Raw genomic sequence first — 12,183 nt, 5'->3', positions numbered from 1 at the left:
GGGGATGTCGCAGCCTCCCCGTGAAGTGGTGATCCCACGCAAGCGCTGCTCGCTGATGTATGGAGCGAGCAATGGACGGGATCGCAATCGAGCTTCCGCTTTTCCTGTTGGCCACCTTCGCCGGCGCGGTCGTCGCCGGCCTCTCCGGCTTTGCCTTCGGCCTCGTCGCAGCATCGCTGTGGCTCTATGTGCTGACGCCGCTTCAGAGCGCCAGCCTGATCGTCGGCTTCGGCCTCCTGGTGCAGGGCTACTCGGTCTGGAAGCTGCGCAGCGCGCTCGACTGGCGCCGGCTATGGCCCTTCATGATCGGCGCCGTCGCGGGCGTGCCGGTCGGCGTGTCGCTTCTGGCCTGGGCCGATCCCGGAAGCGTCCGCGTCGCGATTGGGGCGATCCTGATCGCCTACAGCCTCTATGCGTTCTTTCGGCCGCAGCTCAAGGTCGCGACCGTCGTGCCGCGCGCCGCCGACATGACGATAGGCTTCGTCAACGGCCTGCTCGGCGGGCTGACCGGCCTTGCCGGCATCATCATCACCATCTGGTGCAATCTGCGCGGCCTGCCCAAGGACGTCCAGCGCGCCACGTTCCAGCCGGTCGCAGTCGTGGTCTTCGCCATGGCGGCGCTTCTGTTGGGCGCCAGGGGAGCGCTGACGTTAGAGACGGCCAAGCTGTTCGTGCTCGGCCTGCCGTTCCTGTTTGCCGGCACCTGGCTCGGGCTGAAGCTGTTCGGTCGGATCGACGAGGCCACGTTCCGGAAGATCGTGCTGGCGCTGCTGCTCGTCTCCGGCGCTGCGCTGTTGTTCTAGGAAGGGCACCGCGTCTCAGCCTGGATTCTCCAGGCTGAACGTCTCGGACTGCTCGTCATAGGCGAACAGCTCGCCATAGCGGGCCCAGGACACGATCGTCTTGATCGTGTCGTCCGCATTCTCCTCGGACATGTAGTCCTCGAGCTCGTTGCGGAAACGTGCAGCCGGCGCCGTGTGCGACGGACGCTCGTCGAGCACGCGGCGGATTAGTCCCATCACCGGCACATAGGCGACCAGATGCTCGGCGAACAGCTTCTTGCGTGCGTCGGTCTCCAGATCGGCAAAGCGTTTGCCCGCGTCTGTGAGCATCAGGTCGCCCTCGCTGAGCTGGGCGAAGCGCAGCAGCTGCAAGGATTCGCCGAGATGCAGGATCTCGTCGGCCTCGAGCTGGAGCTGGCTCGCAAGCACGGGCAGGTCGGCATGCCCGTGATAGGGCGGCGCGGCCAACGTCTCGATCATGCCGGACAGCACGTTGGACGAGACGTGATGCAGCGTCATGCCGATGCCGGTGCCGGGGATGCCCTCGATCGACGGCGACCTCGGCTCGGCGCGCTGGGTCATCCGCGCATAGATATTGTCGACGAGCTGGCGGAAATAGGGATCGAGCCGGTTGCGGGGATGCGACAGCTCGACCTTGATCTCGGCGGCGACGCGCCCCGGATTGGACGAGAACACCAGAATGCGGTCGCACATCAGCACCGCCTCCTCGATGTTGTGCGTCACCATCAGCACCGATTTGATCGGTAGCCGGCCCTCGATCCAGAGATCGATCAGGTCGGTGCGCAACGTCTCTGCGGTGAGCACGTCGAGCGCGGAGAACGGCTCGTCCATCAGCAGCAGGTCCGGATGCACCACCAGCGCCCGGGCAAAGCCGACGCGCTGGCGCATGCCGCCGGACAATTCCTTCGGGAAGGCGGATTCGAATCCGTCGAGGCCGATCAGGTCGATCGCGGCGAGTGCGCGCTTGCGCCGTTCGGCGGCATCGATCCCGAGCGCCTCCAGCCCCAGCTCGACGTTCTGAAGCACCGTCAGCCAGGGAAACAGTGCGAACGACTGGAACACCATGGCGACACCGTTCGGCGGACCGATGATGGTTTCGCCGCGGCATGTTGCGCTCCCCGACGAGGGCGCCATCAGGCCGGCGATGATCCGAAGCAGTGTGGACTTGCCGGAGCCGGAGCGGCCGAGCAGGCCGACGATCTCACCGGAATGGATGGTGAGGTCGACCTTTTCGAGCACCAGCAGCTCTTCGCCGCTGCCCTTCGGAAACGACCGGCAGACGTTGCGGATGTCGACGAGGGCGGATGGCTTTACCTGGTCAAGCATGATTGTCCCTCCTCATCAGCCGAGACGCAGGCGGCGCTCGCCGAAGGCATAGAGTGGTCGCCAGAGCAGGCGATTGAACAGCGTCACCATGATGCACATCGTGGCGATACCAAGCACGACCCGCGGAAAGTCGCCAGCCTCTGTCGCCATGGCGATATAGGCGCCCAATCCGGTGGCCTGCAAATGCGTTTCGCCCCAGCTTGCGACCTCCGCGACGATGGACGCGTTCCATGAGCCGCCGGACGCCGTGATCGCGCCGGTGATGTAGTAGGGGAAGATGCCGGGCAGGATCACCTTGAACCACCAGCGCCATCCCCCGAGGTGGAAGCTGCCGGCGGCCTCGCGCAAATCGGTCGGGAACGCGCTTGCGCCCGCGATCACGTTGAACAGGATGTACCACTGCGTGCCCAGGATCATCAGCGGGCTCAGCCAGACATTGGCGCTCAAGCCATAGTGGACGATGATGAAGACGAAGACGGGGAAGGCGAGATTGGCGGGGAAGGCCGCCAGGAACTGCGCCAGCGGCTGCACGCGCTCGGCAAGCTTCGGGCGAAGCCCGATCCAGACGCCGATCGGCACCCAGATCAGCGTGGCGATGCTGATCAGCACGACGACGCGCAGCAGGGTGATCAGCCCGTCGCGGATCGCGATGAAGACGTCCGACAGGTCGAGACTGGCCGAGAGGTAGCGATAGGTCAGCCAGGCGGCATAGCCGGTGCCGGCGAGGATCAGGGCGACCCAGAGCGCGTCGACGAGGCGCGACGGGCGGCTCCTCTTGTTGCTTCCCGCAGGAGACAGCTTCGGCAGCGGGATGCGTAAATTCGAGACCATCCTGTTCACCGCGGCGAAGGGACGCGTGAGGGCGCGCAACGCGCGGGTGCGGCGGAACAGGTCGAGCACCCAGGAGGTCGGCGCCACGCCTGAGGCGGTCTGCTCGAAGCGGAATTTGTCGGCCCAGGCGACGATCGGCCGGAACAGCAGTTGATCATAGGCGATGATGACGAACAGCATCGCCAGGATCGCGTAGAAGATTGCGGAAAGGTTCTGCTGCTGGATCGCCATCGCCACATAGGAGCCGATGCCCGGCAGCGTCACCGTGGTGTTGCCGACGGTGATTGCTTCGGAGGCCACCACGAAGAACCAGCCGCCCGACATTGACATCATCGCGTTCCAGATCAGGCCGGGCATCGCGAAGGGCACGTCGAGGCGCCAGAAGCGCTGCCAGCCGGAGAGGTGGAAGCTCTGCGTCGCTTCCTCCAGATCCTTCGGCACGTTGCGGATCGACTGGTACATGCTGAAGGTCATGTTCCAGGCCTGGCTGGTGAAGATCGCGAACACCGAGGCGAGCTCCGCGCCCATCACCTGGCCGGGAAACAGGTTCATGAAGAACACGACCGTGAAGGTCAGAAACCCCAGGATCGGCACCGATTGCAGGATGTCGAGCAGCGGGACCATCACCATCTCGGCGCGCCGGCTCTTGGCCGCGATCGCCGCATAGGCGAAGGTGAAGATGGTGGAGCAGACGATCGCGAGCAGCATCCGCAACGTCGTCCGCAGCGCATAGAGCGGCAGGTTCGACGGGTCGAGCGAGACCGGCGTCAGCTCGAGCTCCGACAGCGGCGCCGTGGTCTGCTCACCGCCATAGACGATCAGCACCATGGCGCCGACCACCAGGATCAGCGCGGCGATGTCCCAGACATTGGGGCGAAGCGCCTGCCCGATCGCGGCGCCGCGAAAATCCTGGAGTCTCATGCTGCCTGCCCTTCTGGATGGTTGGGCTGAAGTGGTGGGCTAGAACTCGGCGTGCAGACGTCCGGAGAAGATCGAGGCCGGCCCACGGTCGGCGTTATAGGCCGGGTTTGTGATGAGCTGGTAATCGAACGTCATGGTCGTCCAGGCATTGAGCTTCCAGGCGTAGTAGGCTTCGAGGATGCGTTCCGGACTGTAGTTGAGCTGCCCGTCGCCGATCAGCAGGCCGGTGCCACCGGCGGCAAGAAAGTCGCGGTGGGCGGCGGAAAGCCCGTTGACGGCGCCGCCGATGCCGATCGTATCGTCCGGCCGCCCCCAATAGCTACCCTTGATCGACAGGCCGCCCGAGACGCTGCGGTCGATGTCGGTGAAGGACAGGATCTGGTTCTGGCCGTCGTTCCAGCTCCCGCGGACAAACAACCCGACGTCCTTGACGATCTGTTGCTCGAGGTTGACGTAGAAGCCGTATTTCGAACGGTCGCGCTGGTTGGCGACGGTGATGTCGTTGATGTCGAGCGCAGGGTTGGCAGCGGCGATCGCGACCACCTCGCGGTAATTGGCGGTATTGCCGCTATTGTAGAACGTACCGACCCGCAGCTTGCCGGGCTGCTCGAAGATCGAGTGTCGCTCCTCGAACTCGATCACGGCGCCGCCGGTCTTGTAGACCAGCGTATCGCTGTTGGGCGCATCGGGGACCTGGAACAGTCCGCCGCGCACGGCCCAGTCCTTGCGATTGAGCTCGACCACGGCGCCACGGGTATAGCCGGGCAGATCGGCTGGGAAGTCGTAAGCGCCTGACGACCACATCGCCCAGTTCATGAAGTCGGCGCGCGGGTCTTTTGCGTAGGAATTGCCGTCGAAGAAATCGCCGACGGCAAAGCGGCCGACGATCAGCGTGACGCGATCGATATCGCGCTTGCCGGCAAGCTGGTTCGGCGCGTCGGACACGTCTTCCTGTTCGCCGCCGAGGCCGAAAGTCTGCTTGAAGTAGTAGCGCTGCGCACGGATCTTCGGGAACGGCGCACCGGCCTTCTGCGCCTCGCCGTTGGAGAAGCCGGCAAGTCCGAGCGTGCCGTTGATGCCGAAGCCCTGCGCCAGTTCGGGATTGAAATAGAACTCGCCGCCGTCCCACAGCCGCGCGCCGAGGAATGCGGTCGTCGTCCATGTCGCCTGGAACTGGCCGCCGCCGGGCAGGCTCTGCGGGCTCGCATAGGGCGAGTGGATCGGCCCATAGCCCTGCGGCAGCAAAGTCGTCTGCGCGTGGACATTCCAGTCGTTGGACTCCGGCAGTTTGGTCTTGCCGTTGATCGGTGCCATCCAGGGCGTGTCGCCAAACTGGTAGTTGAGGCCGAGCTTGAACAGGTGGACGCGCGGTTCGACATCGACACTGGCGAGGCCGAAGCTGCTGAGGTCGTACGTACGGCGCGACAGCGCGACGTAATCGTACTCGGCCTTCGCGGTCCAATTGCCGCTGACGGCGAATTCGAGACCGAGTCCCGCCGTCCACCCAGTCTGATAATGGCCAACCGGAAACAGTTCGGTCACGCCATCGGCATCGTTGACGTTGATGTGCGTGTGGCCCCAGGCGAAACCGCCGGTCACGAAGGGCATGAAACGGTCGAAGGCATAACCGATGCGGCCGCGCACGGTGCCGACATAGTCGAGCGTGGTGTTGAAGGGCGCCGGCGATCGTTCATGCGCGACGACGTCGCGCGGACCGGTGAACGTGGAGTCCGCCTCGATGCCGAGCACGACGCGGTTTGCAAGCTGGCGATTATAGCCGAGCTGATAGCCGCCGCTGAAACCGGTGGCGCTGGGCGGCAGGATCACGCCTTGCAGCGGCAGTGAATTGGTGCCGGGTCCGAAGCTCGCATCGCCGTAGCCGAAATGGCCGCCGACATAGAAGCCGGTCCAGTCATAAACCGTCTTCGCGACGCGTGCCTTCAGCGGCAGGTCGGCTGCCAAGCTCGCGGCGGGCAGAGCCATCAGGCCCGAGGCAATGGCCGCAGCCGTCCGCAAATACCTGTAACGGTGATCTCTCAACGTCAAACGCACGCCCCCAAGACGCGAATGTGTCCCATCCGCCGCAACCGACATCCCTGCCGATTCGCAGCGGCCCTGTCATCAGGTCCCGGTCGTCCCCGCGGTCGCCCGAGATGATCTCGTTTCGACGCGGTTTCTTCCCAAGTCCCTGTGCCTGCTGCGAACCTTATTGCGATTAATTCGCAATAGCAACTGATGCGGAATGCCGCATGTGATGGTTCGCACCGCTGTGTGACGCGACTGCAACAAATTCCCGGGCCCAAAACGAATGACCCCGCCCGGGGGGACAGCCGGGCGGGGTCGGGGGCGCGACACGGGGTGGATGAGGCGCCCGTGTCGGACGCAGGATCCACGTGAGATCGGCCTCAGGTACTCAAATCAGTAGCAGGTGCGAACGTTGCCGACGTACTGGCCGAAGGCGTTGTAACGGGGGGTCCAGCCGCAGCGGTGATAGCCGTAGTAATAGGGGTCGTTGCTGGCGGCGATCGCGGAGCCGACCACGGCGGCGGTGGCGATGCCGGCGCCGACGCCCCAGACCCAGCCGGGCGGCTTGGCTTGCGCCTGCGAGGTGGTGGACACCATGGTGCCGGTGACGGCGAGGGCGGCGAGAGCTGCGGCGGCAATCCTGGTCTTGATCGACATGTGAAACTCCATCCGGGTTGAGGCGGTCCGTTGTGGCCCGCGTGCCCAGTTGGACGGAGGCATGCCGTGTCAGGTTCGAAAGCGCCTCGGGCGCTCTCGGGAGCCAGGTCTTTCTCGAATGATTTCAGGAGGATGTGAGCTAGCCGAGGGGGCCCCTGGCGAGCCTGTTCACGTCGAAGTTATCGACCTCGGTCAGCAGCTCGCAGAAAGCGCGCGCGCCCTGATCGAGCAGCCGCTCGCCCTTCTCCGCAACCGCCAATGTGGCGTTGCCGATCGCGCCGCTCTCGTGGAGATCCTGCGCCTGCCAGGCAAATGGTGCGGGCCGCTGCGTCGACAGCCAGCGATATTGCTGCTCCATCGCGATGCTGCTCGCGGGAAAATCCGTGATCGCATCCTTGCGCACCTGATCGGGATAGCGCGCCAGCATGATCGAGGTCTCGACCGCGCCGCCGTGAATGCCATGGCGCACCTCATCAGCCGGGAACAAGTTGTCCGCCCCCGATAGCCGCGACCATGACGTCGTCACCACGAACAGTTTTTGATGCGCGCGAAGATCCTGCGCGATCAGCATCATGGCCGCGCTGTTGCCGCCATGGCTGGTGATGATGACGAGCTTTTTAACGCCACGCCGCGCGATGTCCTCGCCGATCCCGGTCCATCGCTTCAGCGCGATTTCAGTCGCCAGCGTCTGCGTGCCCGGATAGTCGATATGCTCGGTGGAAATCCCGATCGGTTCAACGGGCAGGAACGTCGCCGGAACGCTCTCCGGCAAAAGCTCGCGCGCGCGTCCCAGATAGGCGTCCGCGATCAGCACGTCGGTTTCGAGCGGCAGATGCGGGCCGTGCTGCTCGGTCGCCGCCAGCGGCAGCACCGCGATCCAGCGCGACAGCTCCGCTGGGGCCGCATTGGCCCAGTTGATGTCGATCCAGTCGCGGGGCGGCGTCATCAAGTTTTCCTTGGAGGTTTCTTTGCCCGAATTTGTCACGTAATTTGGGGTATGGAGGGGACGCGGGCCTGGCCGGCTCGCGTCCCCGAATGTCATGCGGTTTTATCGCGTTGCCTTCACATCGGCCAGCCACGATCGACGGAGTGCCATCATGACCCCCTCTCATCTGCGGCGAGCGTTAACGGCGGGCTTGATGGCCGCTTTCGTCTCTCTTGCGCCGGCGCGCGCCGAGACACTGGACAAGGTCACCTTCGGCACCAATTGGGTGGCCGAGGCCGAGCATGGCGGCTTCTTCCAGGCGGCCGCCGACGGCACCTACAAGAAATACGGGCTCGACGTCACCATCGTCCCCGGCGGCCCGAACGAGAACAACCGGATGCTGCTGATCGCCGGCAAGATCGATTTCTTCATGGCCGCGAACACGCTGATGTCGTTCGATGCGGTGGCGAATAACGTCCCCGTCGTCACCATCGCCGCGGTGTTCCAGAAGGATCCGCAGGTGATGCTGACGCAGCCGGACGCCAAGGTCGCCAGGATCGAGGACTTGAAGCCGCTGACCTTGTTCGTCTCCAAGGAAGGCATGGGCAGCTATTTCCAATGGCTGAAGTCCGAATACGGTTTCAGCGAGAAGAACGTCCGGCCCTACAATTTCAATCCGCAGCCCTTCATCGCCAACCCCAAGAGCGCGATGCAGGGCTACGTGACGTCAGAGCCCTTCGCGGTCGAGAAGGCCGCGGGCTTCAAGCCGAATGTGCTGCTGCTGGCCGATGCCGGCTTCAACACCTACTCGACCCTGATCGAGACCCGCCGCGACATCGCCGAGAAGAAGCCCGACCTGGTGCAGCGCTTCGTCGATGCCTCCATGGTCGGCTGGTACAATTACATCTATGGCGACAATTCCGCCGGCAATGCCATGATCAAGAAGCTCAACCCTGAAATGACCGACGATCTGCTCGCCTATTCCGTCGCCAAGATGAAGGAATACGGCATCGTCGATTCCGGCGAATCCCTGAAAAATGGCATCGGCGCGATGAGCGACGATCGTTACGCCTCCTTCTTCAACAAGATGGTGAAGGCCGGCGTCGTGAAAGCGGATCTCGACTTCCGCAAGTCCTACACGCTGCGTTTCGTCAACAAGGGCGTCGGCGTCGAGCTGCGCCCGAGCAAGCCGTAACGCATGCCGAGACAGTTCCAAGGTGTGGCGGCGTCCTTCACCTCTCCCCGTTGGGGAGAGGTGGGCATCTCGGCTCAGCAGCTCAAACTCGACGTTCAATGGTAGAGCGCAAAACCTCGTCCACCGTCGAGGCCAGCCTGACGGCGCTCGCCGTCAGCCTGCGCGGCGTGACGAAGGCGTATGACAATGGCGTCATGGCGCTCGGTCCGCTCGACCTTGTCGTGCGCAAGGGCGAGTTCGTCTCGCTGCTGGGGCCGTCCGGTTGCGGCAAGTCGACGGCGCTGCGCATCATCGCGGAGCTCAGTGCGCCGTCATCGGGGATCGTGCGGGTGGCGCGCCACGAGGGCGCGGTGCTGCCGGACCATGTCCAGCCAGGTCACGGCATCGGCTTCGTGTTCCAGGAGCCGACGCTGATGCCCTGGACCAGCGTGCGCGAGAACGTGCGATTGCCCTTGAGGCTAGCAGGCGTTCCGAAGGCGGAGGCGCGCGGGCGTGCCGACGAGGCGCTGGCGAGTGTCGGCCTTGCCGATTTTGCCGAAGCCTATCCGCGAGAACTGTCCGGCGGCATGAAGATGCGGGTGTCGCTGGCGCGTGCCCTCGTCACCGACCCCGATATCCTCCTGATGGACGAGCCGTTCGCCGCGCTCGACGAGATCACGCGCTTTCGCCTCAACAACGATCTGCTCGCGCTGTGGCGCAGGCTTGGCAAGACCGTCATCTTCGTCACCCATTCGGTGTTCGAATCCGTCTATCTGTCGCAGCGGGTGGTGGTCATGACGGCGCGGCCCGGCCGCATCCAGGCTGATATCCGCATCGAGACCGTCGAGCCGCGCGGCGAGGAATTTCGGACCTCTGCCGCCTATTCCGACTATTGCCGGCGCGTCTCAGCCGCGCTGGCGCCGTCCTATTCGGGGCAGTCGACGCTATGAACGCGCAAAGCTCCGTCACCGCAAAGCCATCCGGCGCGCAACGCGCGATGCGGTTCGTGCTTCCCGTCGTCGTGTTCGCGGCGGGCCTTCTCGCCTGGGAATTGGTCGTCCGCATCAGGGACATCCCACCTTACGTCCTGCCCGCGCCCTCCGTCATTGTCCTGACGCTGATCAAGGACTGGGCGGTGCTGTCACAATCGCTTGCGGCCACGCTGCTGACCACGCTGGAAGGTTTTGTGGCCGCCAGCATCGGCGGTATCGCGCTGGCGCTGCTGTTCAACCAGTCGAAATGGGTCGAATATTCGCTGTTCCCCTATGCCGTGGTGCTCCAGGTGACGCCTGTCATCGCGATTGCGCCGCTGCTGCTGATCTATCTGGAGCAGCAGACCGCGGTCGTCGTCTGCGCCTTCATCGTCGCCTTTTTTCCGGTGCTGTCGAACACCACGCTCGGGCTGAATTCGGTCGACCGCAACCTCGCCGGGTTGTTCCAGCTCTATGGCGCATCAAAGCCGCAGACCCTGCGCTTCCTGAAGCTGCCGGCGGCGCTGCCCTATATCCTCGGCGGCCTGCGCATTGCCGGCGGCCTGTCGCTGATCGGCGCGGTGGTGGCCGAGATTGCGGCCGGAACGGCCGGCGCGGGCTCCGGGCTCGCCTACAGGATCGCCGAGTCAGGTTACCGGTTGAACATACCCCGCATGTTCGCAGCGCTGCTGCTGCTATCGCTGGCCGGGATTGTCATCTATGGGGTGCTGGCGCTAATTTCCCACCTCGTTTTACGGCGCTGGCATGAGAGCGCGCTTGGAAAGGAAAACTGATGTCTACCGGTTCGATTTCGTCCGACAAGATCGACCTTCTGATCTATGGGCCGGCGCGGCCGATCCTCGAAAACGGGTTTTCCGATCATTTCGTCGTGCACAAGGCCGAGACGCGAGGCGACCTCGAGCGGCTGACTTCCGCGATCCGCGAAAAGATCCGTGGCGTGGCTGTGACGGATCACACCGCTCGCGTCGACAAGGATTCATTGGCGCAATTGCCCAAGCTCGAGCTCGTGTCGAGCTTCGGCGTCGGCTACGATCATGTCGATGCCAAATACGCGGCCGAGCGCAACATCATTGTCACCAACACGCCTGATGTGCTGACCGAGGAGGTCGCCGACGTCGCGATGGGCCTGCTGATCTGCACCTTGCGCGAATTCATCAAGGCCGATCGTTATGTGCGTTCCGGTCTCTGGCAGACCCAGAACTACCCGCTGAGTGTCGGCTCGTTGCGCGACCGCAAGGTCGGCATCGTCGGCATGGGCCGGATCGGCCAGGCGATCGCGCGCCGGCTCGATGCCTCGCTGGTGCCTGTCGTCTATCATTCGCGCAATCCGTCCAAGGACGTCTCCTACAAGCACTACCCCGATCTGGTCGAGATGGCGAAGGCGGTGGACACCTTGATGGTGATAGTGCCCGGCGGCGCCAGCACGAACAAGATGGTCAATGCCGAGGTGCTCAAGGCGCTTGGGCCCCGCGGCGTGCTGGTCAACGTCGCGCGCGGCTCGGTGGTCGACGAGCAGGCGCTGGTGCAGGCGCTGAAATCCGGCACGATCCTCGCCGCCGGCCTCGATGTGTTCGCGGCCGAGCCGAACGTGCCGGACGAGCTCAAGACCATGCAGAACGTCGTGCTGCTCCCGCATATCGGTTCGGCCTCGGTGGTGACGCGCAACGCGATGAACCAGCTCGTCATCGACAACCTCAAGTCCTGGTTCTCGGGCAAGGCGCCGCTGACGCCGGTGGCGGAAACGCCGTTCAAGGGGCGCTGATGAAACTTCTTCAGGTCGTTGCATTCGCCGTGGCGGCCTGCCTGGCCGCGATCGGCAGTGCGCCTGCGCAGGATGCGACGACCCTGAAGAAGGAGATGGTCGGGCAATGGGAGCTTTCGACCACCGAGCGCAGCAAGACCTGTGTCGTCACGATGAAGGGCGACGCCGCGGGCCAGGGTTTCAAGCTCGAGCTGGAGCCGGCCTGCAAGGCGGCGCTGCCCTTCACCAAGGACATCGTGGCCTGGAGCATCAAGGGTCTCGGAGACATCGTTCGTTTGCAGGATGCGACCGGCGAATCCGTGATCGACTTCACCGAGGTCGAGGCCGGCATCTTCGAGGGCCTGCGCCAGGGCGAGGGCGTCTACATCCTGCAGGACCTCGCCGCCGCGCGCTCGATGGCCAAGTCGATGGACCAGATGATCGGCGACTGGTCGATGGTGCGCGGCAACGGCCAACCGGTGTGCGGGCTGACGCTGACCAACACGGAAGCCGGCCAGGACAATTTCCAGGTCTTCCTCAAGCCGAAATGCGACGCGGCCATCGCGCAGTTCAATCCGACGCAATGGCGGCTCGAACGCGGCCAGATCATCCTGATGTCGAAATCGGGCGACGCCTGGCAGTTCGAGGCCGACGACAACGCGCAGTGGCGGCGCGTCCCCGACAGCGCCGATCCCCTGATCATGCTGCGTCAGTAGGGAACCTCGCGGGCGACCTCGTGGTTGGCATGCCGGTGGCCGCGGGCGCTACGCTGCGGTCGCTCGCGAAAT

At 64.3% G+C, this 12,183-nt stretch carries 11 protein-coding genes; 6 read left to right on the top strand and 5 right to left on the bottom strand.

The features are described 5' to 3' along the window. Positions 1–71: 71 nt before the first annotated feature. Entirely contained in the window at positions 72–803 is a 732-nt protein-coding gene (locus AC1RR3_RS30895; RefSeq protein ID WP_492827775.1) for a sulfite exporter TauE/SafE family protein, read from the top strand. 15 nt (positions 804–818) lie between these two features. On the opposite strand, the gene AC1RR3_RS30890 is transcribed toward AC1RR3_RS30895, so the two are convergent. The 5 genes from AC1RR3_RS30890 to AC1RR3_RS30870 all read right to left on the bottom strand — a co-directional run bounded on the left by AC1RR3_RS30890 (position 819) and on the right by AC1RR3_RS30870 (position 7,509). Further along, a complete protein-coding gene (locus AC1RR3_RS30890) occupies positions 819–2,129 on the bottom strand; it encodes an ABC transporter ATP-binding protein (RefSeq protein ID WP_492827773.1) in 1,311 nt (436 codons plus the stop codon). Positions 2,130–2,144: 15 nt separating this feature from the next. Then, positions 2,145–3,881, bottom strand: a complete 1,737-nt coding sequence (locus AC1RR3_RS30885; protein ID WP_492827771.1) for an ABC transporter permease — start codon at positions 3,879–3,881, stop codon at positions 2,145–2,147. A gap of 39 nt (positions 3,882–3,920) precedes the next feature. Next, positions 3,921–5,927: a carbohydrate porin gene (locus AC1RR3_RS30880; protein WP_492827769.1), complete on the bottom strand. Its 2,007-nt coding sequence runs from the start codon at positions 5,925–5,927 to the stop codon at positions 3,921–3,923. A gap of 372 nt (positions 5,928–6,299) precedes the next feature. Further along, positions 6,300–6,563, bottom strand: coding sequence for a hypothetical protein (locus AC1RR3_RS30875; protein ID WP_492827767.1), 264 nt, complete (start codon positions 6,561–6,563; stop codon positions 6,300–6,302). Positions 6,564–6,702: 139 nt separating this feature from the next. Next, positions 6,703–7,509, bottom strand: coding sequence for a creatininase family protein (locus tag AC1RR3_RS30870; protein ID WP_492827765.1), 807 nt, complete (start codon positions 7,507–7,509; stop codon positions 6,703–6,705). A 151-nt stretch (positions 7,510–7,660) separates the two neighbouring features. On the opposite strand from AC1RR3_RS30870, the gene AC1RR3_RS30865 reads away from it, so the two are divergent. From AC1RR3_RS30865 to AC1RR3_RS30845, 5 genes are all read left to right on the top strand, one after another. Further along, a complete protein-coding gene (locus tag AC1RR3_RS30865) occupies positions 7,661–8,683 on the top strand; it encodes an ABC transporter substrate-binding protein (protein ID WP_492827763.1) in 1,023 nt (340 codons plus the stop codon). Between the two features lie 98 nt (positions 8,684–8,781). Further along, positions 8,782–9,612, top strand: coding sequence for an ABC transporter ATP-binding protein (locus AC1RR3_RS30860; protein ID WP_492827761.1), 831 nt, complete (start codon positions 8,782–8,784; stop codon positions 9,610–9,612). Further along, positions 9,609–10,427, top strand: a complete 819-nt coding sequence (locus AC1RR3_RS30855; protein ID WP_492827759.1) for an ABC transporter permease — start codon at positions 9,609–9,611, stop codon at positions 10,425–10,427. The genes AC1RR3_RS30860 and AC1RR3_RS30855 overlap by 4 nt, the downstream gene beginning before the upstream one ends. Continuing rightward, complete coding sequence (locus tag AC1RR3_RS30850) at positions 10,427–11,416, top strand: 2-hydroxyacid dehydrogenase (RefSeq protein ID WP_492827757.1); 990 nt, start codon at positions 10,427–10,429, stop codon at positions 11,414–11,416. The genes AC1RR3_RS30855 and AC1RR3_RS30850 overlap by 1 nt, the downstream gene beginning before the upstream one ends. Beyond that, positions 11,416–12,111, top strand: coding sequence for an AprI/Inh family metalloprotease inhibitor (locus tag AC1RR3_RS30845; RefSeq protein ID WP_492827755.1), 696 nt, complete (start codon positions 11,416–11,418; stop codon positions 12,109–12,111). The genes AC1RR3_RS30850 and AC1RR3_RS30845 overlap by 1 nt, the downstream gene beginning before the upstream one ends. Positions 12,112–12,183: the final 72 nt, after the last annotated feature.

It is taken from the genome of Bradyrhizobium sp. GW821-FHT13H05, assembly GCF_058804065.1.
Note: the sequence above shows the minus strand (reverse complement) of the source record. Positions and strands in the feature narration are given on the sequence as shown.

Coding starts and splice junctions, on each gene's coding strand:
- AC1RR3_RS30870 (WP_492827765.1), bottom strand. CDS start 7,509: ATGACGCCGCCCCGCGACTGGATCGACATCAACTGGGCCAATGCGGCC.
- AC1RR3_RS30890 (WP_492827773.1), bottom strand. CDS start 2,129: ATGCTTGACCAGGTAAAGCCATCCGCCCTCGTCGACATCCGCAACGTC.
- AC1RR3_RS30875 (WP_492827767.1), bottom strand. CDS start 6,563: ATGTCGATCAAGACCAGGATTGCCGCCGCAGCTCTCGCCGCCCTCGCC.
- AC1RR3_RS30845 (WP_492827755.1), top strand. CDS start 11,416: ATGAAACTTCTTCAGGTCGTTGCATTCGCCGTGGCGGCCTGCCTGGCC.
- AC1RR3_RS30850 (WP_492827757.1), top strand. CDS start 10,427: ATGTCTACCGGTTCGATTTCGTCCGACAAGATCGACCTTCTGATCTAT.
- AC1RR3_RS30860 (WP_492827761.1), top strand. CDS start 8,782: ATGGTAGAGCGCAAAACCTCGTCCACCGTCGAGGCCAGCCTGACGGCG.
- AC1RR3_RS30895 (WP_492827775.1), top strand. CDS start 72: ATGGACGGGATCGCAATCGAGCTTCCGCTTTTCCTGTTGGCCACCTTC.
- AC1RR3_RS30855 (WP_492827759.1), top strand. CDS start 9,609: ATGAACGCGCAAAGCTCCGTCACCGCAAAGCCATCCGGCGCGCAACGC.
- AC1RR3_RS30865 (WP_492827763.1), top strand. CDS start 7,661: ATGACCCCCTCTCATCTGCGGCGAGCGTTAACGGCGGGCTTGATGGCC.
- AC1RR3_RS30885 (WP_492827771.1), bottom strand. CDS start 3,881: ATGAGACTCCAGGATTTTCGCGGCGCCGCGATCGGGCAGGCGCTTCGC.